The 23,631-nt window shown below is 56.0% G+C and carries 20 protein-coding genes and 1 pseudogene; 17 read left to right on the top strand and 4 right to left on the bottom strand.

What is annotated here, in order from left to right; genetic code table 11:
* Positions 1 to 98 precede the first annotated feature (98 nt).
* The 3 genes from RSAL33209_RS11140 to RSAL33209_RS16360 all read left to right on the top strand — a co-directional run bounded on the left by RSAL33209_RS11140 (position 99) and on the right by RSAL33209_RS16360 (position 3,382).
* On the top strand, positions 99 to 812 hold the full coding sequence (locus tag RSAL33209_RS11140; RefSeq protein WP_012245901.1) for a lysophospholipid acyltransferase family protein: 714 nt from the start codon (positions 99 to 101) through the stop codon (positions 810 to 812).
* A 93-nt stretch (positions 813 to 905) separates the two neighbouring features.
* Positions 906 to 2,282 (top strand): class II 3-deoxy-7-phosphoheptulonate synthase, encoded by a 1,377-nt coding sequence (locus tag RSAL33209_RS11135; protein WP_041684716.1) that lies wholly within the window; start codon positions 906 to 908, stop codon positions 2,280 to 2,282.
* Between the two features lie 143 nt (positions 2,283 to 2,425).
* Positions 2,426 to 3,382 (top strand): hypothetical protein, encoded by a 957-nt coding sequence (locus tag RSAL33209_RS16360; protein WP_049758970.1) that lies wholly within the window; start codon positions 2,426 to 2,428, stop codon positions 3,380 to 3,382.
* Between the two features lie 75 nt (positions 3,383 to 3,457).
* On the opposite strand, the gene RSAL33209_RS11125 is transcribed toward RSAL33209_RS16360, so the two are convergent.
* Both RSAL33209_RS11125 and RSAL33209_RS11120 read right to left on the bottom strand, forming a co-directional pair.
* Positions 3,458 to 5,545 (bottom strand): Stk1 family PASTA domain-containing Ser/Thr kinase, encoded by a 2,088-nt coding sequence (locus RSAL33209_RS11125; protein WP_012245898.1) that lies wholly within the window; start codon positions 5,543 to 5,545, stop codon positions 3,458 to 3,460.
* A gap of 88 nt (positions 5,546 to 5,633) precedes the next feature.
* A complete protein-coding gene (locus RSAL33209_RS11120) occupies positions 5,634 to 7,022 on the bottom strand; it encodes a LysM peptidoglycan-binding domain-containing protein (protein ID WP_012245897.1) in 1,389 nt (462 codons plus the stop codon).
* Positions 7,023 to 7,312: 290 nt separating this feature from the next.
* On the opposite strand from RSAL33209_RS11120, the gene RSAL33209_RS11115 reads away from it, so the two are divergent.
* Positions 7,313 to 7,648, top strand: a complete 336-nt coding sequence (locus RSAL33209_RS11115; RefSeq protein WP_041685642.1) for an Rv2175c family DNA-binding protein — start codon at positions 7,313 to 7,315, stop codon at positions 7,646 to 7,648.
* A 45-nt stretch (positions 7,649 to 7,693) separates the two neighbouring features.
* On the opposite strand, the gene RSAL33209_RS11110 is transcribed toward RSAL33209_RS11115, so the two are convergent.
* Together RSAL33209_RS11110 and RSAL33209_RS18805 are read right to left on the bottom strand one after the other, a co-directional pair.
* Entirely contained in the window at positions 7,694 to 8,782 is a 1,089-nt protein-coding gene (locus RSAL33209_RS11110; protein WP_012245895.1) for a polyprenyl synthetase family protein, read from the bottom strand.
* Positions 8,779 to 9,081: a hypothetical protein gene (locus tag RSAL33209_RS18805; RefSeq protein ID WP_233496557.1), complete on the bottom strand. Its 303-nt coding sequence runs from the start codon at positions 9,079 to 9,081 to the stop codon at positions 8,779 to 8,781. Before RSAL33209_RS18805 ends, RSAL33209_RS11110 begins: the two co-directional genes overlap by 4 nt.
* Position 9,082: 1 nt before the next feature.
* Here RSAL33209_RS18805 and RSAL33209_RS18800 point away from each other — a divergent pair, with 1 nt between their 5' ends.
* The 13 genes and pseudogenes from RSAL33209_RS18800 (at position 9,083) to murD (ending at position 23,579) form a co-directional block, all read left to right on the top strand.
* Entirely contained in the window at positions 9,083 to 9,388 is a 306-nt protein-coding gene (locus RSAL33209_RS18800; protein ID WP_233494186.1) for a hypothetical protein, read from the top strand.
* Positions 9,375 to 10,637 carry a DNA polymerase IV gene (dinB, locus tag RSAL33209_RS11100; RefSeq protein ID WP_114597735.1) on the top strand — a complete coding sequence of 421 codons (1,263 nt, stop codon included), beginning with the start codon at positions 9,375 to 9,377 and terminating at the stop codon, positions 10,635 to 10,637. Before RSAL33209_RS18800 ends, dinB begins: the two co-directional genes overlap by 14 nt.
* 213 nt (positions 10,638 to 10,850) lie before the next feature.
* Positions 10,851 to 11,219, top strand: a complete 369-nt coding sequence (locus tag RSAL33209_RS11095; RefSeq protein ID WP_041684715.1) for a DUF3040 domain-containing protein — start codon at positions 10,851 to 10,853, stop codon at positions 11,217 to 11,219.
* A 206-nt stretch (positions 11,220 to 11,425) separates the two neighbouring features.
* A pseudogene (locus tag RSAL33209_RS19300) lies at positions 11,426 to 12,472 on the top strand (ABC transporter substrate-binding protein); the annotation flags it as partial.
* A gap of 44 nt (positions 12,473 to 12,516) precedes the next feature.
* A complete protein-coding gene (locus RSAL33209_RS19295; protein ID WP_080503813.1) occupies positions 12,517 to 13,134 on the top strand; it encodes an ABC transporter substrate-binding protein in 618 nt (205 codons plus the stop codon).
* 395 nt (positions 13,135 to 13,529) lie between these two features.
* Positions 13,530 to 13,961: a division/cell wall cluster transcriptional repressor MraZ gene (gene mraZ / locus RSAL33209_RS11085; RefSeq protein ID WP_012245889.1), complete on the top strand. Its 432-nt coding sequence runs from the start codon at positions 13,530 to 13,532 to the stop codon at positions 13,959 to 13,961.
* Between the two features lie 159 nt (positions 13,962 to 14,120).
* Entirely contained in the window at positions 14,121 to 15,116 is a 996-nt protein-coding gene (gene rsmH / locus RSAL33209_RS11080; protein WP_041684714.1) for a 16S rRNA (cytosine(1402)-N(4))-methyltransferase RsmH, read from the top strand.
* Positions 15,113 to 15,778 carry a cell division protein FtsL gene (ftsL, locus tag RSAL33209_RS11075; protein ID WP_012245887.1) on the top strand — a complete coding sequence of 222 codons (666 nt, stop codon included), beginning with the start codon at positions 15,113 to 15,115 and terminating at the stop codon, positions 15,776 to 15,778. Before rsmH ends, ftsL begins: the two co-directional genes overlap by 4 nt.
* Before the next feature lie 89 nt (positions 15,779 to 15,867).
* Positions 15,868 to 17,622: a peptidoglycan D,D-transpeptidase FtsI family protein gene (locus RSAL33209_RS11070; protein ID WP_041685640.1), complete on the top strand. Its 1,755-nt coding sequence runs from the start codon at positions 15,868 to 15,870 to the stop codon at positions 17,620 to 17,622.
* 30 nt (positions 17,623 to 17,652) lie between these two features.
* Complete coding sequence (locus RSAL33209_RS11065) at positions 17,653 to 19,278, top strand: UDP-N-acetylmuramoyl-L-alanyl-D-glutamate--2,6-diaminopimelate ligase (RefSeq protein ID WP_012245885.1); 1,626 nt, start codon at positions 17,653 to 17,655, stop codon at positions 19,276 to 19,278.
* Positions 19,279 to 19,284: 6 nt separating this feature from the next.
* A complete protein-coding gene (locus RSAL33209_RS11060) occupies positions 19,285 to 20,832 on the top strand; it encodes a UDP-N-acetylmuramoyl-tripeptide--D-alanyl-D-alanine ligase (protein ID WP_012245884.1) in 1,548 nt (515 codons plus the stop codon).
* A gap of 6 nt (positions 20,833 to 20,838) precedes the next feature.
* On the top strand, positions 20,839 to 21,948 hold the full coding sequence (gene mraY / locus RSAL33209_RS11055) for a phospho-N-acetylmuramoyl-pentapeptide-transferase (protein ID WP_012245883.1): 1,110 nt from the start codon (positions 20,839 to 20,841) through the stop codon (positions 21,946 to 21,948).
* The gene (gene murD / locus RSAL33209_RS11050; RefSeq protein WP_012245882.1) at positions 21,933 to 23,579 is read left to right on the top strand and encodes a UDP-N-acetylmuramoyl-L-alanine--D-glutamate ligase; all 1,647 of its coding nucleotides are present in this window, start codon (positions 21,933 to 21,935) and stop codon (positions 23,577 to 23,579) included. The genes mraY and murD overlap by 16 nt, the downstream gene beginning before the upstream one ends.
* Positions 23,580 to 23,631 lie beyond the last annotated feature (52 nt).

Here is a 23,631-nt window from a genome sequence, read left to right as displayed (position 1 = left end):
GGTTATCTCATTAGAGTAGGCTGGCAGAAAGCTTTGCCGCGAGTTCGGAGCGATCTGCCGTACTCAAAGCGTTCTCAGGCCGAACAAAGGCGAACAGCGTGTTTTATTGGGTGATGAAACGGATTTTTCTCGGTCCGTTGCTCAAGTTACTCTTTCGGCCTTGGGTCAAAGGGCTAGACAACATTCCAGGTGACGGTCCAGCAATTTTGGCAAGTAATCATCTGTCCTTTTCTGACTCGATTTTTATGCCGCTCATGGTGCCTCGTCCAGTGGTGTTTTTGGCGAAATCCGATTACTTCACGGGCAAAGGGATCAAAGGTAAGCTGACCGCTTTGTTTTTTCGACTCACGAACCAACTGCCGATGGACCGATCCGGCGGCACGGCGTCGGCTAATTCGCTCAGCTCCGGAACTGAGGTACTGGAAAACGGTGGCCTACTGGGCATCTATCCAGAAGGTACGCGCAGCCCAGATGGCAAGCTCTATCGGGGCAAGGTCGGCGTAGCGAAGCTCGTTCTCAGTTCTGGTGTCCGAGTTATCCCGGTTGCCATGATCGGAACTGACAAAGTGCAACCGATTGGCCGCAAGCTACCTAATATTCGTCGCATTGGCATGATCTTTGGTGAACCATTGGACTTCAGCAGGTACGAAGGGCTCGAAGACGACCGCTTCGTTCAGCGGAGTGTTACCGACGAGATCATGTACGAACTAATGCGGCTTTCTGGCCAAGAGTACGTTGATATTTATGCTGGCACGGTCAAGGAACGGCAGGCTGCGCGCAAGGGCAAATCGGAGCCACCGCCCGCTGTGTGACGAAGATCGCCTGATAGGTTATGCACCGGCCACCCACTGTAGCCTCCGAACAACTAGTCTTAACGGGTGCAAGATCAGACGAATTCACCCTTCATGACCCTTGACGACTCTGCTGTCCGGCTTGGCCAAGCCGGCGCCGCGAACTACCCGGGCTTGGATGCCTGGCGCTCGCTGCCGATTTCCCAGCAGCCGACATGGCAAGATGAAGCGGTCTATCAGTCTTCGATCAAAGAGCTTTCCTCGCTGCCGCCGCTGGTTTTTGCTGGTGAAGTTGATATTCTGCGTGACCGGCTTGCCGCCGCAGCGCAGGGCAAGGCATTTCTGTTGCAAGGCGGCGACTGTGCTGAAACCTTCGATGGTGCCACGGCAGATAAAATCAGTGCTCGCGTCAAAACCATCCTGCAGATGGCGGTTGTGTTGACCTATGGCGCGTCATTGCCCGTGATCAAGATGGGTCGGATGGCTGGCCAGTTTGCTAAGCCACGGTCCTCGAACGACGAAACGCGCGACGGCGTGACTTTGCCGGCATACCGCGGCGATATGGTCAACGATTACGAATTCACGCCCGAATCACGCGGCCACGACGCACAGCGGCTGGTGCGCGCCTACCATACCTCGGCGTCGACCTTGAACTTAATTCGAGCCTTCACTCAGGGTGGTTTTGCCGACCTCCGATTAGTGCATCACTGGAACAAGGGCTTCACGCAGAATCCGGCGCACGCACGCTACGAATCATTGGCGGGGGAGATCGACCGGGCAATCCGGTTTATGGAAGCCTGCGGCTCAGACTTTGAGGCGCTCAAGCGCACTGAGTTCTTTGCCAGCCACGAGGCGCTGCTGCTGGATTACGAGCGTTCGCTGACTCGTATCGATTCGCGGACCGGGACGCCGTATGCCACAAGTGGACACTTCCTCTGGATTGGCGAGCGGACCCGGCAGCTCGATGCTGCGCACGTGGATTACCTTTCTCAGGTGCGCAACCCGATCGGCGTCAAACTTGGCCCAAGCACCTCCGGCGACGATGCGCTGCGCTTGATCGACAAATTGGATCCAAACCGGGAACCGGGTCGGATCACCTTCATCACTCGGATGGGCGCGAAAAACATTCGTGAGAAGCTGCCCGCCTTGGTGCAGAAGGTTACTGACTCTGGTGCGCAGGTGCTTTGGGTGACCGATCCGATGCACGGCAACACGGTGACCTCACCTAATGGTTACAAGACTCGCAATTTCGACGACGTAATGGACGAGGTGCGTGGCTTCTTCGAAGTGCACCAAGCCTTGGGCACCTTCCCCGGTGGCTTGCACGTCGAAATGACCGGTGACGATGTAGCCGAGTGCCTTGGTGGCGCTGATCCGATCGATCAGGAAGCCTTCCTGACTCGATACGAATCAGTGTGCGACCCGCGCCTGAACCACATGCAGTCGCTAGAAATGGCGTTCCTGGTTTCAGGAGCCCTAGCCCAGCGCTAAACCCGTTTCAGATAGCCAGACAGCTTTGCGTTAGCGAGAAGACAGACGTTCTTGCTAACGCAAAGCTGTCTGGCTATCTTGTTTTATCCACAGGCTCCGACGTTTAGCTGGCGCTCTCCCGGTTGAAGCTCAATAGTTTTCCCATGGATGACCTTCGTAAGCTGCTGATCAGTCCGTCAGATGATCCCTTGGCTGAAGGCCGTGCCCGCCGATTGCTCGGTGCCGCCAAAACCGGAACTTTGCACCGACTGCGGTATGCGAAGTACGTCGAGGCGGAAACCTGGGTCACTTTGGACAGCGGAGAAAAACACCGGCTCAAAATGCATGCCGTCAACGCATCGGCGAAACATTGCGCACCGATTTGTAGCGGAGAATCTGCGGCTATTCTCTGGGGACTTCCGGTTGCGGCGCTGCCTGAACACGTCCAGATAAACATTTCGCCGGGTAGCGGGCAACGTTCAGCAGGATTGGCTCGACGTCGAATATTTCCGACGATCGAACCGGGACCGTGGGAAATCGATGGCTTAGCCGTCACGGGCAAGATCCAGACTGCGGTCGAATTGGCTTTGCGACAACAATTTCCCTCGGCGCTCGCGGCTATGGACAGATTATTGAACATTGAGCCCTTGGCCGCGGAGCAGTTTTCTCATCCGGTGTTAGCGCCGCAGGTCATCGAAGCGATTTTGAAATTGCCGAGCAAAACCAAAATGCGAAGAGAGCTTGCCGTTGTGGATCTAGCGGTGGCTGAATCTGGATCTGTTGGCGAATCAATTAGCCGCGCCAACATGCATCTGGCCGGGCTACCTACACCTACGCTGCAAAAAAGGTTCGACGACACGGATGGCCTGATTTGGTATACGGATTTCGATTGGCAGGAATTCGGCGTAGCGGGAGAGCTCGACGGCAGAGTGAAGTATCGAAACCCAGAGTATCTTCGTGGCCGCGATCCGAGTGAAGTGGTCATCGCGGAGAAGGAACGCGAAGACAGACTGCGGGCGTTGGGCCTTACCGTGGTTCGCTGGACCTGGGAAACGGCGAACGACCCCAGACGGCTTGCAACGAAACTGCGCGCCGCCGGCGTCAAAACTCAGCTGAGATAGCAAGACGCCTTTGCGATAGCAAGAACGATGGTTTCCTTGCTATCGCAAAGACGTCTTGCTATCTGAAACGGGGAATTAGACGACGGTGAGGTTGATCGTGGTGCCCTCAGGGACCGATACGTTCACTGGGTCCTGAGCTCTCACGGTGCCAAAGAATCCGCCTAGGATTTCGTTGATTTTGTACGGCAGATTCAGGCGTTTAAGTTCTTCAACGGCCTGATCCACCTGCTTACCGATAAAGCTGGGTACATTAACCATCTTCGGCCCTTTGGATACCACCAGATTTACTTTGCCACCCTTGCTAAGCGTTCCGGTGGCGGGATCTTGCGAAACGATGGAGCCAGCTGAAACCTTGGCGTCATTGACCTGATCGGTTGCCACCACGGGCGTGAGACCAGCGTCGGTGAGTGCCTTAACCGCGGCCTCCTGAGTCTGCCCGACGACGGCTGGCACCGGTAGCGGTTTGGGCCCCTGCGACACCAAGAGGTTGATGGGTGTGGCAGCCCGTTTCTGCACATTGGCCGCCGGATCTTGACTCAGTACTTGACCGGCAGGAATCTGTTCTTCGTATTGCTGGGTCACGGCGCCAAGGGCCATATGCGCCGAGTTAAGTGCAGATTTGGCTGCGTCAAGGCTGCCACCAACCATTGCCGGGACTGCGTAAAGCGTCGGCCCATGCGAGACCAGCAACACTACCGAGAGGAACTTTCGCTGCTGGCTCTGTGCTGCGGGTTGGCTGGATACCACATGATCTTGGACGATCGTCTCATCATCGATGGCTTGCGTCGTCGAATTGAAGCCCAGCTTGCTCAATTCAGCTTGGGCTTCGGCGACTGTCTTATCTTTTAAATCGGGCACCGTAGCCAAGGCGCCCGGGCCTAAGCCAAAGAACCAGCCAGCTGTTGCGCCCAGCAAAATCAAGATCAGCACTAGTACCAGCCAGATCATGCCTTTGCGCCGCGAGTTGCCTTTTCGCAAAGTAGTCACTGGCGTAGAAGCATTGCGAGCTGCCTCGCGGGCTGCTGCCTTATCGGACTTTTTCTGCGCGCTTTTCGCCGCTCGGGCACTAATTCGTGGCGCGTCTTCCGTATCCACTGTCAGCGGAGCTGGGCGTTCCATCATGGTGGTCGGATTGACCTGCCGGTCCATGATTGTCGTTGCTTGCGGCGCCGGCGGCCCGGTGAAAATCTCGGTGGGCTGAGCGGCGCTACTGAGAGCTTCGGTGAGTCCGGCAGAACTCGGCGGGAACGACGGCGGCGCAGGGACTGCCGCGGTGCGGTTCGGATCACCGCTGAAATCAAGTTGGGCGTCGGTCAGGGAGGTTCGAATATGCCGGAGTTCACCAAGTAATGCATTTGCATCGTGCGGGCGATCTTCTGGATCAGATTCCGTGCACCAGCGAACAAGTTCGTCCAGGTCTGGGGCCAGGCCGGGTAGCACGCTGGAGGGCGGCGGCACCACGGAATTCACGTGTTGATAGGCGACCTGAATTGGCACCTCACCACGGAATGGCTGCTCACCGGTGAGCAGCTCGAAAAGCATAATTCCGGCGGCATAAATATCGCTGCGCGCATCGGAAGGCTTACCCATAACTAGCTCGGGGGAGAGGTAAGCCACGGTACCGATCAGGGTTCCGGTACTGGTCGAGGTGGTAACCGCTCGGGCTAAGCCAAAGTCGCCCACCTTGATTCGACCGTCGTCGGCAATCAGTACATTTTCGGGCTTGACGTCACGGTGCACTAAGCCTGCACGGTGTGCTGCGGCTAATCCTTCAACCACGGCGTCGAGATAGGCCAAGGCAAGTCGCGGCGACAAGGCACCGTGGTCGTTGAGAACATCACGCAAAGTGTGGCCCGGAATGTATTCCATCACCAGATAGGCCAGCTGGTGACCGTCGCGTAGCTCTTCACCTTGGTCCAGTACGCCAACCACGTGCGGGTGCGACAACCGGGCAGCAGCCTTCGCTTCGCGCCCCAATCGGTCGAGGAACGAATCGTCCATGCTCAGACGCGGATGCAGCACTTTGAGCGCCACTTCTCGGTCCAGGCGCAGGTCAGTGGCAAGGTACACCGTGGCCATCCCGCCACGCGCTACCTTGCTCAACACTTGATACCGCTGGTCGACGAGTGTGCCAACCAACGGCTCTTGAACCTTATCTTGCACCCTTCGATCCTAGATGCTGATGCGAAAAGCTCCCGAATCCAACACGGAATCGGGAGCTTTTCGTTACCTAAGCAAGCAGATTAGCTACTCAGCGAAAGTTGTTTTGGTGCGAAAGTACTGCCGCAACATAGTCCTTGGTATCCGAGTACATGCCGTAGAGCTTGACCGAAGTCTGACCTTGGTAATAGCCAGCGATTGCAGTTTCTACCGAGGGGGAGGTACGTACTAACGCGCGGATGATGGCAATGCCTGCAACCACATTGTCTTGCGGGTTGAGGAGGTTCAAATGACGTCCGACCATCTCGGAGGCCCATTGCCCTGACTGCGGGATGACCTGCATGGCGCCAATAGCATTCGCCGGCGACACTACCTGGGCCTGGAACCCTGATTCTTGGAAGGCGAAGGCAAGTGCCAGGGAAGGATCCACACCCATTTGGGCTGCGGTAGCTGCGATGAGCTGTTTCATCTCGGCCTGACTTGGCAACGGGGCAGCGGCCAATGCGGCGCGGTTAGCGTTCGCTTGTGAAACTACGGCTTCAGGGTAGGTGTAGTTGCCAAAGGTGCTCGGGCCTGAGGCAGGTGCAGCCGGAGTGACGTTACTCGCCGGAGTTACCGCGCAGGGAATGCTGAGCGTTTTTCCGGCGTAGATCACGCTGCTCATGGAGAGCCCGTTCGCTTGGAGCAAGTCGTTCAAGCTGACGTTATTGCGCGCGGCAATTGAGCTGAGCGTGTCGCCAGATTTGATCTTGTAACCGCCGCTGGGTGCCGGGGCGCTCGGCGCTGCTGGCGCTGGCGTGCTGGCTACTGGTGCAGGCGCGGCTGGTGCGGCATTGCCACCAAGCTGAAGTACCTGTCCCGGTCGGATAATGCTCGTCATGCCTAGGCCGTTGAGCCGCAAGACATCGTTGAGTTTGAGGCCGTTTTTGGCGGCGATCGCACTGACAGTATCGCCGGCGCGAACCGTGTAGGAGGCAGTGCCGCTCGCCGGTGCACTCGGGCCGGCCGCCGGCGCAGCAGCGGCAGCGACGCCGGTTAGCTTGATTTGCTGGCCAGGAAAGATCAGGCTGGTTTGGCCCAGGCTATTGAGGCTCAGCACGTCATTGACGTTTAGGCCATTGCGGGCAGCGATCGAGCTAATCGTGTCGCCAGCGCGCACGGTATAAGTGCTCGACGACGGCGCTGCTGGCTTGATTGCCGATGGCGTAGTCGCTGTCTTCAGATTGGGCAGACTGGCGGCTACGTTTCCTGCCGGGATAAAAGATCCAGCAGGCCGATTTGCTAAGACTTTAGCTACCGCATTTTTGACCGCGGCATTAAGCGTGCCCGCGGATTGCGGAGTGCTGGTGGGGGCCGCATTCGCTGGCTGAGCGAGCGCTAGCGAAGAAAGCATGATGACCGGAAGCGCGGCCGTGCTGACGACGGCAAGCTGCTTTGCCTGCTTGGCAGCCTTGGAATTGGGCTGGGGGGGGGATGTCATGGTCGATCCTCATCGTCAGTGGCTAAAGTGGCCAGAGTTAACTGTGTTTCCTATGTGACTATTGTGAATTTACACGAATTTTCGATTATCACAAGTGGGCTTAGAAAATTAGTATTTTGATTTCCGGCGTGTCGAAATCTGTGCTAGTCGACTTTTTAGTAGTGTTTTGCCGCTTTAGTTTCCTAGTTCTGGCTGAAGCGAAGCCAAAAATATGGCACCATTATCAGGTGAGAATTGCTGAAAACCCAGAGTCGAAAAACACTGATCAACCGGCGTCCAGTGCGGAATCCATGGTGGAAGCCTGGCTACCTTTACCGGACGTCGCAGAGATCCTTGATGTCTCGATCACTAAAGTGCACGCGCTTCTTGATGAGCGCGCGCTGCTGGCAATACGCATTGGAGAGCGCAAAATTAGGTCGGTACCGGCAGAATTTTTGGCCGGAGACCGGGTAGTTGACAGCCTGAAGGGCACCTTTGCCGTGCTTTTGGACGCTGGATACTCGGATGAAGAAGCAATCGTCTGGCTTTTTACCGCCGATGAGACCTTGCCCGGCCGTCCCATCGATGCGTTGCATGCTGGACGCAAAACTGAGATCCGGCGTCGCGCGCAAGCTTTGGCTTGGTAGCGCAACTCGCAAATTCTCCCGCAGGCGGGAACCCGTAGAGGCCCGCTAGGCGCTTCGTTGGACTGCCGCCTGAGCCATCGATCGTAGAGCAAGCATGGTGTTTTCGTCGATTGGCAGCGAATCTAGAGCTTCGAATGCCGTGTCACTGTAGCGGCCAATTAAGTCTTCGGTAGCGGCAACTGCTCCGCAGCCAACCATGATGGACCGAATTTGCTCAATATCGGCTTCGCCTAGATCGGGGATGCCCAGTCGTTGATCGACAAAGTCGGCCTGATCCGAGTCTGCTAAACGCAAGGTGTACCCGATCAAAACGGTACGTTTACCTTCGCGCAGATCGTCGCCAGCTGGCTTGCCCGTAGTCGCCGGATCGCCAAAGACGCCGAGCATGTCATCGCGTAGTTGGAAGGCTTCGCCTAGCGGCAAGGCAAAGGCAGAATATCCGCTTAGCAGATTTGCGTCTGCGCCGGCTAGTGCTCCGCCTAGTACTAGTGGATGTTCGCTGGAGTATTTTGCCGACTTGTAGCGAATAATTGACTGAGCGCGTTCCACAGCGTTTTCCGGCCCCCGTGATGGGCCAGCGACCTCCTCCAGAATGTCCAGATATTGCCCAGCCATCACCTCGGCGCGCATGGTGTTAAAGACGGAGCGAGCCTTTTGTGGCGCCGGTACGTTAATCGATGAAAAGACTTCCTCGCTGAAGGAAAGGCAGAGGTCCCCGGCAAGGATCGCTGCAGCGTGCCCGAATCGCTCCGGGTCGAGAGCCCAGCGCTGCCGTTGGTGCAATTGGCTAAATTGCCGATGAACGCTTGGCGCCCCACGACGTATATCTGAACGGTCAATGATGTCATCGTGAATGAGAGCTGCCGCTTGGAAAAGTTCTAGGGCCGCGCCAGCGGTGGTGATAGGGCTGCTGGTTTCAGGGTTGCCACCGGCTCCTCGCCAGCCCCAGTAGCACAGTAGAGCGCGCATTCTTTTACCGCCAGTGACTAGCCCAGAAATTGTATCGATGAGCGCCGGGGCATCAACAGAAATCTCGGCAAGCTCGTTTCGTTTAACGGCGAGAAATTCTTGAAGTTCCAGACCAAGAGCCTGCGTGTAGTCGTCTTGCACCGAGCTATGAGGTTGCGTTGTCACTTCAGTGAGGCCTGCGCTACGTTTGCGCCCAAGGTAAAGGTGCTAGTGCCAGCATCGGTAGTCACCGAAAGGTTGATGGTTTCTTGGCCGTTATTGCGCACAAAGTCTTTACTCACCACTGCTCCCACGTCTTCTCCTGGCAGCAAGCTAAAACCTTGATCGCCGAAGGCCTTGGTGTAGAAGGCAACAATGTCAGTAGCTGACGACGTCGTAGCGCCTACCAAGGAGGCGCCGGCAGGCTCTTTAGTCTTGTCGAAAGCACTTTGTTTCACTTGTGCGCCGGGGAGTAACGGCAGCAAGGTGCTAGGGAAACCGGCGACCAAATTACCAACAGTTGAGGTGGCCTGCGCCGACGGCGATGAAGTGGGCGGGGTACTAACGCTCGAAGTGCTGCTAGTGGGCTTTTCTGATGATGAAGCGGAAGCCGAACCTGTCGATTCGCTGGGCTTGGGGTTGGCGTCAGTGCATGCTGTTATAGCTGCTAGGGCAAATAGTACCCCGGCTCCGGCGATGGCGACCTTGGTAAAGGCTTGGCGTTCAGTCATGCTTGCCAGTCTAACTGTCGGTGCCCCCAACTATTATGGCTTTAGTTATGGTCAGCACTAATTCTGGACCGACTCAGGGACCCGGTGGTGAGGTGGCTAGCGGCTACTCAGAATGCACCATCCTTCATGTGGATATGGATGCGTTTTTTGTAGCTGTCGAGTTGCTTGAACGCCCAGAGCTAGTTGGTCAACCGGTTATCGTCGGCTTCCCGCAGGGTCGCTCGGTGGTTCTTTCCGCCTCATATGAGGCGCGTGCCTTTGGTGTGCGTTCTGCGATGCCGATGGCGGCTGCTATGAGACTTTGCCCGCAGGCAGTAATTTGCGAGCCTAAGCACTCCCGCTATTACGAAGTGTCTAAAGTCTTGATGCAGATTTTCGAATCAATCACAGACAAAGTAGAGCCGCTCAGCGTCGATGAGGCGTTTCTCGATGTTGCTGGCTCGCGTCGGCGGCTCGGCTCAGCTCTGGAAATTGCTCGCCTTATCCGAACTCGCGTGCGCAACGAGCTGGGCATTACCGCTTCGGTCGGGATCGCTTCAACAAAGTTTGTCGCCAAAATTGCCTCTACCCAGAGCAAACCGGATGGCTTATTGCTGATTCCCCACGAAGATACGGTCGCATTCCTGCACACCTTGCCTGCGCAAGCATTGTGGGGAGTGGGCGCGAAAACTCGAAAAGTTTTAGCAGATATGGGTATCCACACGGTGGCTCAAATTGCCAACACACCGGTGCATATGTTGCGAAGAGTGCTAGGTGCAACGGGCGATCACGTCTATCGACTGTCTTGGGGAATCGACCCCAGAGCAGTTACTCCGGTGCGGATCGACAAAAGCATCGGATCAGAGGAAACTTTCGCAGAAGATACTCGAGACGATGAGATTTTGCATCGAGAATTGCTGAGGTTGGCACACCGGACGGGGCAGCGGCTGCGATCTGCTGGCTATCTGGCTCGAACCGTGGCAATCAAGATTCGTTTTGAGGACTTCTCCGTGATTACTCGATCAAGAACGCTTTCGGTGCCGGTCAATAGCGCGCAGCTTTTGTATCAGGAAGGGTTGAAGCTCTTTCAAGCCTTGGGTAAGCGTCCAATGGCGGTTCGATTGATCGGCTTGCGTGGCGAAGGCTTGGAACTTGCCGGCCAAGTTGCCGTGCAATTGAGCTTGGAACGCAGCGAAGATAACTGGCGAAGTGCGGAGGTGGTTATTGATGCGCTAGGCGCGCGTTTCGGTGCAGATCAGATACTTCCGGCAAGGCTACTTAAACGAGCGAATGACGCTGCAAAACGGCCCGAAAAACTTACCGATGAGTAACGACTGAGCTCTTTGGCTCTCTCCGGCTTTCGGTTCTGGGCCAAGAAGCCTATTCTTAAAGTTAAGACGACGACTAAAAGTGTCTGGGCAGCAGCCCATCGCTGAAGTTGCCGTCAACACTGGGAACCAGAACCAGGGCATAATTCGTTGAGTGTGTGTAACTCACAGTCAACGGTTGGTCATGGAGATGGCATTGGCCTTAAGGAGGTCGTGATGCCCCTGTCGGAGCACGAACAGAGGTTGCTCGATCAGTTGGAGCAGCAATTGCACGCGACTGATCCGAAGTTTGCAAGTGCCTTGGGTGATGATCGTGCCCGAACGCTTTCAACTCGACACATCATTCTTGGCGTCTTGATCAGCATTGTTGGCATCTTGGTATTGCTCTTTGGTGTAACCATTCAGCAAATCATTGTCGGAGTTCTAGGATTCCTGGTGATGGGTGTCGGTGTGTATGTGGCAACAATTCGGCGCGGAACCGCTAAGACCCCGGCATCGGACGATGGCGCAAAGGTCGGGCGTAGCAAGACTGGCTTTATGAGCTCGCTAGAAGACCGCTGGGACGAACGTCGCAGAGGCGAATGAACTGTTGAATAAATAACTGACTTCACGGTGAAGTAGCCGTACAGCCTAATATTTCGCAAAATGCCCCGGTGATGATGCCGGGGCATTTTGCGTTTGGTAAGCGCTAAACCAGGCACCTTTCGCCTGCCAGGTTCTCCGGGGATTGCTGTGTTAAATTCTGCGAGATATGCCCGTGAGGACAGCAAAATGACGAAAGGATTTACCCGATGATAAGACGTCACCTAGCCGCTGGTGCGGCAGCGCTTGGACTAGTTTTGCTTCTGGCAGGCTGCGGAGGAAATAACTCATCTGGGCCGGCGTCGGCAACCTCGGATGCGGATACTGCCAAATTGGCTGCCAACAATCCGCAACCGATCGACAAACTGGAACAAGGCGGTAGCTTCACTTTCGCGGTGGGTGACTTCGGTCCAAACTTCAACTTCGGCACAAGTTCCGGGTTTTCCGACGGCGTGAGTCAGACGTTGCAGCCAATTGACAACACCGGCTGTTACAAATTAACGCTCGACGGCACACCGGTCTTGAATAAGGATTACTGCACGGACGTCAAGGAGGAGATAAAAGACGGCCAGCAAACCATTACCTATACGCTCAATCCCAAAGCAGTCTGGAACGACGGCACGCCGATTGATGTGAAGACCTTTGCGAATCAGTGGCAAGCGCTCAACGGATCAAATACGAACTTCGATGTGCCCTCAACACAGGGCTACGATCTGATTGAATCAGTGACTGCGGGCAAAGACGACCGCGAAGTCTTGGTGAAGATGAAGTCGATTTATGAGCCGTATACCGATCTATTTAGCATCGGAAACGGCGCTTCAGGATTCATGCATCCAAAGTCAGATGTAGATCCGCAAGTTTTTAACAATGGCTTCGTCAACGATCTGAAGCCTGGTTGGCGGATGGGGCCGTTCAAGCTCGATGCCTTAGATAACACGACCAAAACCGCAGCCTTCGTGCCTAACGAAAAGTGGTGGGGCGCGAAGCCGGTGCTCAGCAAAATAACGGTTCGGGGGATGGAAGCTAATGCAACAATCCCAGCTTTCAAAAACGGCGAAATTGACGTGACTCCGGCAACAACACTTGGCCGTTATAAGCAGGTAGAAAACGTCACAGGCACGGAAATCCGCCGCGGACAGAAGACCGCAGTCTTTGGCATGGTGTTAAACACCGCTAAAGGGACACTCACTGATGTGAATGTTCGCCGGGCAATGTTTATGGCAACTGATCGAGAGAAGCTGACCAAGATCATCTTCAACGGCTTGAACTGGACGGAAAAGCGCCAAATAGCTGGATACTCATGCCCTTTGATCCAAACTATTCAGACAACGCAGCATTCAGCTTTGATGTTGAAGGCGCAAAAAAGGTTCTTGACGATGCGGGCTGGAAAGTTTCAACCGATGGTATTCGCGAAAAAGATGGCCAGAAATTGAGCACTGCAGCAACCTACTTTGGTGACGACACGACAATTGCGGCCTTCACCCAGAGCTTTCAAGCTCAGATGAAAGCCATCGGGGTCGAGGTAGCAATTGACTCCCAACCGGTCGCGGCCTTCGCTGATTACATGGGGCAAAAGAAGTTCAGCACGGCTTATTCAGGAAATGGCGTGGGCGCGGATGCAACATCCGGCCTAGCTCAGTTGTTCAATTCGCAAAACCCTGGCAACGCCACCGGTGCTGGCACAGCTCAGATCGACGAGCTAATCAAGCAAGTTCCAGCCATCGCGGACAAGGAGGCGCGAATGGCTGCTGCGAATGAAGTGGAAAAGGAATTCTCCAAACTGTACGCAATTCTTCCGGTTTACAACGGGCCAAATATCTTCGCAGTCAAGAAGGGCTTAGCTAACTGGGGTCCGGAACTCTTTGCCTTGCGCGGTTGGACTGTTGTTGGCTGGGAAAAGGGATCCGCGCGCAACTAGGATTCGCACCAGATCGCCGTGGCCCCGGAGTAAATTCCGGGGTCACGGCTATTTCTGGACTCAGCCCGCACCGTCAATTCTGCGGAAGCTTCCGGTGTATGGGGCGCGCACCCAGGCGCCTCCACTACCAAGTTAGCTTGGTTGATTTGCGCGCCTCGGGGCCCGGATTCTCCTGCTTCGCTGGCGATTCTGGCTTTCTGTGACCTTCCAGTGCAAAATCTGCCAAAAAATCCCTCCACTTTCCTCCCAGTCGGCAAAAACCTTGAGATCTCGGGAAAAAATTCGCTCTACGCACACGACACACGGGAATAAAAGGGCAATGTCGCGTTGACGGTGGGGCATTGTGGAGTAAAGTGGAGCAGATAAGAGGGTAATGGTGTATAGGAGGTGGTGATGTGTTCCTTGGAACTCATTCGCCGCGTCTTGATGAGAAGGGTCGCTTGATCCTTCCAGCCAAATTCAGAGATGAACTTGGCAACGGGCTTGTTTTCACCAGGGGTCAAGAACGATGCATCTACGTTTTCAGCCAGCGCGAGTTCGAACGTGTGCACGAGCAAATGCGGGACGCGCCAATCTCGTCCCGACAGGCCCGTGATTACATTCGAGTTTTCCTGTCTGGAGCCTCAGACGAAATGCCGGATAAGCAAGGCCGCGTCACCATCCCGGCGGCGCTTCGTGCATATGCCGGACTGGATCGGGAGCTTGCCGTGATCGGTGCTGGTTCTCGAGCAGAGATTTGGGGCGCCACCGCTTGGGCGGAATACCTCGAAGAGAAGGAAAACGCCTTCTCGGATACCGACGACAACGACATACCAGGAATTCTGTAACGGTTCTTGGACGAGATCTCCAGCCGCCCGGCCCATCCTGACTCACCTTCCCCGGTGTCAGGCGGGGCAAACGGCGCGGAGGGGGATCTGGTCTCAGAACCAAAGCGGGACTCATCGCACGGCAAGAAACAGCAGTATCGATTCAGACAGGGGATAGCAGTGGCAACGACACCACCGCCAGCCGACGCTCCCCGCCATGTTCCGGTGCTTCGTGACCGTTGTGTCAATCTGCTAGCGCCAGCAATTGAAGCTGCTAACCTCGCAGGTCGCCGTGCCGTCGTCGTCGATGCCACCCTTGGCATGGGTGGGCACAGCGAAGCGATGTTAACGCGATTCGAAAATTTGCATTTGATCGGGATCGATCGTGATACCCAAGCTCTGGATCTCTCCGGCGCTAGGCTAAAACCGTTTGAGGACCGCACCGATCTTGTCCACGCGGTCTACGACGAAATCACCGAGGTTCTTGACGATCTAGGCTTCGAAAGCATCGATGGCGTTTTGATGGATCTTGGCGTTTCTTCGCTTCAGCTGGACGAGGCCGAACGTGGCTTTGCCTATTCTTACGATGCGCCCTTAGACATGCGGATGGACACCAGTCGTGGCCAGAGTGCGGCCGATGTGGTCAATTCATACTCCGAAACCGAGCTTGTCTCGATCATCCGGCGCTGGGGCGAAGAGAAATTTGCGGGCAGAATCGCAAATCGCATTGTTGCTGCCCGAGCGGAAAAACCTTTCGCAGGAACCGGCGAGCTCGTTGAAGTTATCCGAAAAGCGGTGCCGGCTGCCGCCGCACGCACCGGAGGGCATCCAGCGAAGCGGACATTTCAAGCATTGCGAATAGAAGTAAATGAAGAGCTCGTTGTGCTTGAACGTGCGGTTCCGGCCGCGGTGGACGCCTTAGCAATCGGTGGCCGAGCTGTGGTCATGTCCTACCACTCGCTTGAAGACAAGATTGTGAAAAAGTTCTTTAGCACTGGGGTAACTTCGTCTGCCCCGCCAGGGTTTCCCGTTGAGCTCGACTCGCAAAAGCCGGAGCTGAAGACCTTAACCAAAGGCACTGAGGTGCCCACTGAAGCAGAAATCGCGGAGAATCCACGTGCCGCGTCCGCACGACTACGAGCAGTTGAACGAATCCGACCGAGGAGAACATCATGAGCACCGCTGCGCAAAACGCCGGAAAAGCCCGTGCGGGATCCTTCGGACCCGTCATCGGAAATACCGCTCGAAAACTCAACCCGCAGCGCACCCCAGGGCAGCCGAGTGCCGCACCGAAACGGGTCCGCACTCCGCTGTCAGTGGTACCAAAAGCCATAGCCCGGCGTCGTTCGCCCTTCGCCGTATTTTGCTTCTTGGCACTTGTTGGCGCGTTAGCGACAGTTCTTGTGCTGAACATCTCAGTCTCTTCGAGCCAGTACGAACTTGTTCAGCTCAAAACAGAGCAAAGCAACCTGAACAAGGTAAATCAGGATCTGACACAGAAGGTACAAAACTTCCAAGCTCCGCAGAATTTGGTCTCGAAGGCGCAAGAATTGGGCATGATCAATTCGACGTCGACGGGGCAGATCAATGTAGAGGCAGGAACAGTCGCTGGAAATCCTAAACCAGCAACGAAGCCCGACGCCACCTCTCCAGTTCTTGCCGCGCCAGCTTTGCCAGGCAGCACGAAACCTGCCGATGCAGCAGCTGGTACGTCAACTTCGGGAACAGCAACAACTGGTCAACAAACGGTCGCGCCTCCCGTGGTACCGGCAGTGCCGCCCGTAGATTTGCATGGTGGCACCGTCCCACCGCCGGAACAAAAAGCTCCCCAGAAATAACCGATAAACGATGTGAAACGTAACGAGGTCTTTCCGTGGCAGGACAGCTGAACAGCCCCAACCGGCCGAACAAAACGACCCAGGCGAAAATGTCGCTCAAAGCCCGACGACGATTGCGCTTTGGCTTGGGCTTTGTGCTCGCATTGTTGCTGTTGATCTCTGGAAAGCTGGTTCTGGTTCAAGGGCTAGACCTTGGTAATTACGCCGAAGCCGCGACAAGCCAATTGACGCAAACGCAGGTTCTCGCCGCGAATCGCGGTGAGATTGTTGACTCCAATGGCAAGATCTTGGCGCAATCCGTAGTGCGTTACGACATTGTGGTGGATCAGGTTAACAACGTGGCGATCTCGGAAAAGGGCTATAAGCGGTACAACAAAGACAAGGGCGAGACCGAGACAATCAGCCGCGACCAGGCGCTCCAAGAACTGGCAACTGCTTTGGGCATGAAGGTTGACGACGTCCGGAAACTAGCCACTGGAACCTCCAAATACTCGGTACTGGCTAAGGCTGTTACACCCGAGGTGGAAGCTAAAGTTTCCGCTCTCAGGGTCCCTGGCGTTGCCTCGCAAGCCCTTGAGCAGCGTGTCTATCCGATGGGTCAGGTGGGCGGAAACGTTGTCGGATTCACGGGTGCGAATGGCCCCGGTGGCGGCATCGAGCTTACTTACGACCAAAAACTCCAAGGTCAGCCCGGATCCCGCACCTATCAGCGTGGCCGGGATGGCATCGCAATTCCGAATGCGCCAGCACAAATCAAGCCCGCTGTCGATGGCAAAACCGTCAAACTGACTATCAACTCTGACATTCAATATTTTGCGCAGCAGGCAATTTCTAACCAGGTGAAGAATCTCAAAGCGGCCTGGGGAAATATCGTCGTGGTTCAGGTCAAGACCGGCAATATTATTGCGCTGGCTGAGGACACCACGGTTGACCCGAATAATCCTGGTGCTACGCCGCCTGAATCTCGTGATTCTCGGGCGGTCACCAACGCCATTGAACCGGGTTCAACGGAAAAGTCAGTGACCGCATCTGCGGCGATTCAAGAAGGTAAGGTCACACCCGAGACCAAGTTGACGCTGCCGCCCACTCTGCTGATCGATGGTCAACGGATTGCGGATGCAGAAGAGCACGGCACTATCAATAAGACTTTCGCTGGGGTCATTGGCGAATCGCTCAATACCGGCACTGTGATGGTTGGCTCGCAACTGACCAAGCAGCAACGTTTTGACTATCTGACAAAGTTTGGCATTGGCCAGGCAACCGGAATTCCGTTGCCTGGTGAAAACAGCGGCATTTTGGCTCCGCCGGATAAATGGGATGTTCGGCAGCAGTACACGGTGCTCTTTGGCCAAGGTGTATCACAAACGCCGTTGCAGACCGCGATGATCTACCAAACCATTGCCAATAATGGCGTCCGGTTGGAGCCTAGGCTCGTGGACTCAGTGATCGACGCAGATGGTACCGAACACAAAATGCCGGGCGCGCCGGCTACCCAGGTGATCTCGCCAGACACCGCACAGCAAGTGCGAAACATGCTGGAAGGTGTTGCCACGCAGTACGCTTATAACAAGCTTGACGTCCCGGGCTACCGGATTGGCGGCAAGACAGGTACTGCCGAATCTCCCGGGGCAGACGGTTTCAGTGGCTTCACCGCTTCCTTCGCCGGAATGGCGCCGATGGAAAACCCCGAATACGTGGTTTTAGTTACTGTTCAGCATCCGCAGGGTAATATCTATGGCATTACCCAGGGGCCAGTATTCAACTCGGTGATGGCTCAGGTTCTGCAGGATTACTCAGTGCCGCCGTCGAACACCCCACCGGTGAAGCTCCCGCAGACCTGGTGACAGACCAATCGAAGTTGAGGAAATTACAGCGTGACCGCAAGCCAATCGCCCTCTCATGACTCGCCCTCAGCGCAGCGGCCGAGCAATGTCGTTCCGGTGCCTTTGACCGAGTTGGCTAGATTCTGTGGGATCGAATTGGACTCGAAGCTACAAGTGACTGGAATTAGCCTTGATTCCCGAACAATCTTGCCCGGCGATCTCTATTTAGCGCTCCCCGGTGACCGGGTGCATGGCGCTAAGTTTGCTGCTTCGGCGGTGGCAGCGGGAGCCGTTGCGATCCTGACTGATCGGGCCGGTGCGCAAATCGCCTCCGCCGAGGTTCCGCAACACGTTCCGGTATTAGGCGTTGCCGAGCCGCGGGCGCTAGCCGGACCGCTTGCCGCGAAAATCTACCAACGTCCGCATCTGGACCTTTTCGGCTTGACCGGCACGAATGGCAAAACCACAACGAGTTATCTCATCCGTTCTATTCTGGCGGCGCTAGAGCGCAGCAGCGGGCTGATTGGCACGATAGAAATGCTCGCGGGGGAGACGGTCATCCCTTCCACGCTGACTACGCCAGAGGCGACAGATGTACACGCGCTGGTGGCATTGATGGCGGAAAAGAATCTTGGATCCGTGGTGATGGAGGTTTCCTCGCACGCTTTGGCCTATGGCCGAGTGGACGGCTTGGTTTTTGACGTGGCCGGTTTCACCAACCTGACGCAAGACCATTTGGATCTACACGGCACCATGGCAGAATACGCTGCGACAAAAGCCGAGCTTTTTAGTTCTCGACGCAGCAAACGTGCTGTGGTGACGGTAGACGATCAGTGGGGGCGCCAGATTGCGGCTAGGGCTGACGTACCGGTACTGAGATTACAAATTCAACCGACTGAAACCCCGCTCGAGGACCCTTCGGACTGGCGCGTGCTGAAATCTGAGCCCCTTGGCTTAGGTTGGCGAATCGAACTGCATGGCTTTGAGGCAGATGGCGCCGAGCGTTCTTTCAAATTTACGACTAGCCTGCCTGGCGAATTCAATATTGCTAATTCGGCATTGGCCGTTTTGATGGTCTATGCCTCTGGGGTTGATACCGGGGCGCTGCAACGGGCTCTTGATGAACACGATCCGCTGAGTATCAATGTGCCTGGCCGAATGCAGCTGATTAGCCAAGAGCCGGTTGCGGTAGTGGACTTCGCACATAATCCAGATGCGTTACAACGCGCTATGGATGCAGTTCGGCCAAATAATAATGAAACTCGGGGTCGTTTGATCACGGTTTTTGGTGCCACTGGTCAACGGGATCAGACCAAACGCCCGATCATGGGTGCCTTGGCGGCACGTGGATCTGATGTGGTAATAATCACGGACGATGACCCGCATGACGAGGATCCAGAGCAGATACGTGACCAGGTTTTCGACGGCGCTGCGAAGGCAGTTAAAGCTGGCCAATTGGACACTGTGCTTGAGCTGGTGGCACCGCGTGCTGCCGCGATAGATCGGGCAGTAGCACTGGCTGGAAAAGACGATGCGATTTTGATTGCTGGACGTGGTCACGAGAACTGGCAAGAAGTCCAAGGGGTCAATATTGCGCTTGACGATCGGGACGAATTGCGTCGAGCGTTAGTTCGGTATGGATTCACAGCTGTGCCAGTTCCCGAGATAGAGTCCTAAACCGAGATGATTGAACTTACCGCGCCGCGCATCGCCGCCTTAACTAGCGGACGGCTGAGCCGCACCGTCGCCGATGAGTTGCGCATCAACGTCGCTCAGATTTGTACTGACTCACGTGAGGTGCAACCGGGGTCGGTTTATGTCGCCAAACCTGGCGAGCACAGTGATGGCCATACCTTCATTGAGGCAGCAATCGAAGCCGGCGCAATTCTGATCATTGCTGAACGCGAGATAGCTGACGCTCAAGGCCAGCCTTTTCCCGCGATCATCGTCGCGGATGCAGTGCAGGCGATGGGCGATATTGCCGCCGAAGTGGTGCAACTGATTCGTGCCAATGGCGAAGTCACCGTGCTGGGCATCACTGGTTCTGCTGGTAAGACGACCACTAAAGATCTACTTGCGGGCATTCTCCGTCAGCTTGGGCCGACCGTAGCGCCAATAGGCTCGTATAACGGCGAGGTCGGCGTGCCGTTAACGGTTTTTCAAGCCGATCTCACGACGCGCTTCCTGGTGATTGAGATGGGCGCAACCCGTATTGGCCATATTGAGTACTTGGCCGGCTTAGTAAAGCCGGACATCGGCGTCGTACTTGGCATCGGTTCGGCACACGCTGGTGAATTTGGCGGCGTCGAAAATATTGCCCAAGCCAAGGGCGAGCTGGTTGAAGCTCTCAGCCCTACCGGTACTGCAGTTCTTAACCTGGGCGATGGTCGGGTTTCAGCAATGGCCAGTAGAACGGTCGCGCCAGTTTTGTGGTTCGGTGAAGAGGGTCTGCGGATTCCGGAAGGCCAGACTTCGGTACTGGCTGGCAATGTGCAGGTTGGCTCGAATGCAACGCCATCCTTCGATTTGCGCTTCCCCGACGGCAGCAGCTGGCCGATCAGATCTGGATTGATCGGAATACACCACGTAAATAATTTGCTCGCCGCTGCCGCAGCCGCATGGGCTGCCGGCGCAGATGGCGAAACTATCGCTCGCGGCCTTGACGGACAAGGGCCTAAAAGCCGCTGGCGGATGGAACGCAGTGAGCGTGCCGACGGTGTGACCGTGATCAATGATGCCTACAACGCAAATCCTGATTCGATGCGCGCGGCGCTGCGGGTACTAGCTGAGCTGGGCCGTGGCGGGGCCGATGAGAACGGCAAGATCCTCCCGCAACGCCGAACTTGGGCAGTGCTGGGCCCAATGTTCCAACTGGGTGCGGAATCGATTCGCGAGCACAACGCGCTAGGCCAAGTAGTGGTCCGGCTGAATATTTCGCGGTTGCTGGTTATTGGTGCCGAGGCACGTGCATTGCACATTGGCGCGATCAATGAAGGTTCTTGGGGCGAGGAGTCGGTACACGTGCCAGACCTCGACTCTGCCTACGCTTTGTTGCAAGAAGAATTGAAACCGGGGGATATTGTTCTGTTCAAATCGGGCCATGACGCTGAGCTTCGTTTACTGGGTGATCGGATAGCATTAGGCGAAACGCAGGACTCTGAGCACCACACGGTGACATCCACGAAAGACGACATTTCAGTTGTCTCAACCGAGATCCGCGGGGAGGACTGAGCGACGATGATCCCTTTACTTATGGGTGCTGGAATCAGCCTCGCTCTGGTCATGATTGGCACCCAGCTTTTCATCCGACTGCTGATCCGCAAGGGCTATGGGCAGTTCATTCGTGATGATGGACCGACGTCGCACCACACCAAACGTGGCACGCCAACTATGGGTGGCGCGGTAGTAATTGGCACGGTGATCCTGGCTTATTTGCTCACCCACTTGATCAGTTGGTGGATTAACCCGAAGGCGCCTGGCCCCTCGGTCTCTGGGTGGCTCTTGCTCCTGCTGATGGCGGGAATGGGGCTAGTCGGGTTCCTGGATGATTTCATCAAGATTTCAAAACAACGCTCGCTCGGGCTCAACGCTAAGGCGAAGCTCATTCTGCAGGCCGCCATCGGAATCCTTTTCGCGGTGCTGGCGATCAACTTTGCTGACCACAATGGCCGGACCCCAGCGACGACGAAGATTTCCTTCGCGCGGGATATCCCCGGGCTGGATTTGGCCTTTGCTGGCGCTGGCCTAGGCGTACTGCTTTTTGTTATCTGGGCTAACCTGATCATCACCGCCGCAACAAACGGCGTAAACCTCACCGACGGCTTGGACGGCTTAGCGGCCGGTGCCTCGGTGATGGTTTTTGGCGCCTACACCTTGATCGGTATTTGGCAATCCAACCAAAGCTGTGGTTCACCGCGAGCTGTGTCCTCAACGGTCTGCTATGAAGTTCGGGACCCGTTGGACCTCGCCTTGCTCGCGGCAATTATTTTTGGCGCCTTGATCGGCTTCCTCTGGTGGAATACCTCACCGGCCAAAATCTTCATGGGCGACACTGGCTCGCTCGCAATCGGCGGCGCAATTGCTGGCTTCGCAATTCTCTCGCGCACCGAGATTCTGCTGGCTATTATTGGCGGTCTCTTTGTGCTGATTACTTTGTCGGTGATACTACAGGTCGGTTTCTTTAAGCTCACCGGTGGCAAACGTCTTTTCAAGATGGCACCGTTACAGCACCATTTTGAGCTCAAGGGCTGGGCTGAAGTAACCATCGTGGTCCGATTCTGGATCTTGGGTGGATTGTTGGTCGCAATCGGACTAGGCGCGTTTTACGCCGAATGGGTGGTATTTTAGCAGTGAGCACTCCTGCGCGCGATCAATCAGATAACTCAAGTTCGCTCATCTCCTCTCGTCTGGCGACCTTAACGGAGTGGGAATCTGATTGGGCCGGGCTGCGCGTTGTGGTGACCGGCCTGGGTAAAACTGGTTTTTCCATTGCAGATACCCTTGCTGAGCTGGGGGCTGCAGTGGTCGTAGTCGCCGCCTCAGACGATGATGCGGCTCAATCGGCGGCAGATACGCTCAAAATCGTAGGGGTTCACGAAGTCATTCTGGGCGTGGAAAGCTCGCGGAAATTACCAGAAGTTGATGGACAACCTGCCGAGCTAGTGGTGACTTCACCCGGCTTACCGCCGTCGCACCCTGTGTTGACGCAGGCTGCGGCTGCGGGCATCCCCATCTGGGGCGACATCGAGCTTGCTTGGCGAGTTCGACGTCGCCAAGGCCGTAAAACTGCGGACTGGATTACTATCACCGGGACCAACGGAAAAACCACTACGACCACGATAGTCGAGTCAATTTTGCGCGCGGCCGGATTGGAAGCGATTGCGGCGGGCAATATTGGCACGCCGATTTTGGATGCCGTCCGCGACCCAAATGGCTACGAAGTTTTGGCAATCGAGCTTTCAAGTTTTCAACTGCACTGGACGGAGTCCGTCTCGCCAGTGGCAAGCGTTTGTCTGAACCTGGCGCAAGATCATGTTGATTGGCATGGCAGCTTTGACGCCTACGCCGCAGACAAGGCCAAGGTGTATCACAACACGCAAAAAGCCTGCGTTTTCAATGCCGAGCAAATCGAAACCGAGCGGATGGTCGAAGAGGCCGACGTCGTTGAAGGTTGCCGCGCGGTAGGTTTCAGTACCGGTATGCCCTCGATCAGCATGGTTGGCGTGGTCGAAGGTTTACTGGTTGACCGTGCATTTATTGCCGAGCGAAAAGACTCAGCCGCGGAATTGGCGCAGATTTCAGATATTGGCGATCTAGTCCCGCGGCATTTGGTGGCAAATGCCGCTGCCGCCGCCGCACTGAGCCGAGCCTACGGCGTTGAGCCAACCGCGGTTCGCGAAGGTTTGCGCTCCTACGACAACGGCGCGCACCGTATCCAAGCAGTGGCGCAAAACGCTGGTGTGCTCTGGGTTAACGACTCGAAAGCAACGAATCCGCATGCGGCATCAGCGTCGCTTTCCGCCTTCAATCCCGTGGTGTGGATTGCCGGTGGTGATGCGAAGGGCGTTGATTATTCAGACCTGATTCAGCAACACGTAAATCGGATTAAGGCCGTGGTGCTGATTGGTGCGGATACCTCAGCGTTACGTACCGCGTTGCAGCGACACGCACCGAATGTCCCGGTGATCGAGCGGGAATCGAGCGAGACTGGAAAGGTTCAGCAGGCCGTGGCTGTCCCACACAGGACCCAGTCAGAACTGCGTACCTCTTGGGGGGACGTTGTGATGACGTGGGCCGTGCAGGCAGCTGCTGGAATCGCCGCCGACGGCGATACGGTGCTCTTGGCTCCGGCTGCTGCTTCCATCGACCAGTTTACTTCCTATGCCCACCGCGGTGATGCCTTTATTGGGGCCGTGCGAGGGTTGTTGGAAGGCACAGGCAAGGCAAACAGTAGCGAAGGGCAAGGTAGTAATGGTTAGCACACCCTCTCGCACTAAGCCACCGGTCCAACGAGCCAATGGCACGCGCCCA

The sequence above is a fragment of the Renibacterium salmoninarum ATCC 33209 genome (assembly GCF_000018885.1).
GTDB classification, from domain to species: domain Bacteria; phylum Actinomycetota; class Actinomycetes; order Actinomycetales; family Micrococcaceae; genus Renibacterium; species Renibacterium salmoninarum.
The sequence above is the reverse complement of the archived record's forward strand: the minus strand, read 5'-3'. Positions and strand labels throughout refer to the sequence as shown.

Coding starts and splice junctions, on each gene's coding strand:
- RSAL33209_RS19295 (WP_080503813.1), top strand. CDS start 12,517: ATGCCCTTTGATCCAAACTATTCAGACAACGCAGCATTCAGCTTTGAT.
- dinB (WP_114597735.1), top strand. CDS start 9,375: ATGGTCAGCACTAATTCTGGACCGACTCAGGGACCCGGTGGTGAGGTG.
- RSAL33209_RS16360 (WP_049758970.1), top strand. CDS start 2,426: ATGGATGACCTTCGTAAGCTGCTGATCAGTCCGTCAGATGATCCCTTG.
- RSAL33209_RS11135 (WP_041684716.1), top strand. CDS start 906: ATGACCCTTGACGACTCTGCTGTCCGGCTTGGCCAAGCCGGCGCCGCG.
- mraY (WP_012245883.1), top strand. CDS start 20,839: ATGATCCCTTTACTTATGGGTGCTGGAATCAGCCTCGCTCTGGTCATG.
- RSAL33209_RS11095 (WP_041684715.1), top strand. CDS start 10,851: ATGCCCCTGTCGGAGCACGAACAGAGGTTGCTCGATCAGTTGGAGCAG.
- RSAL33209_RS11070 (WP_041685640.1), top strand. CDS start 15,868: ATGTCGCTCAAAGCCCGACGACGATTGCGCTTTGGCTTGGGCTTTGTG.
- RSAL33209_RS11115 (WP_041685642.1), top strand. CDS start 7,313: ATGGTGGAAGCCTGGCTACCTTTACCGGACGTCGCAGAGATCCTTGAT.
- RSAL33209_RS11060 (WP_012245884.1), top strand. CDS start 19,285: ATGATTGAACTTACCGCGCCGCGCATCGCCGCCTTAACTAGCGGACGG.
- murD (WP_012245882.1), top strand. CDS start 21,933: ATGGGTGGTATTTTAGCAGTGAGCACTCCTGCGCGCGATCAATCAGAT.
- RSAL33209_RS11120 (WP_012245897.1), bottom strand. CDS start 7,022: ATGACATCCCCCCCCCAGCCCAATTCCAAGGCTGCCAAGCAGGCAAAG.
- ftsL (WP_012245887.1), top strand. CDS start 15,113: ATGAGCACCGCTGCGCAAAACGCCGGAAAAGCCCGTGCGGGATCCTTC.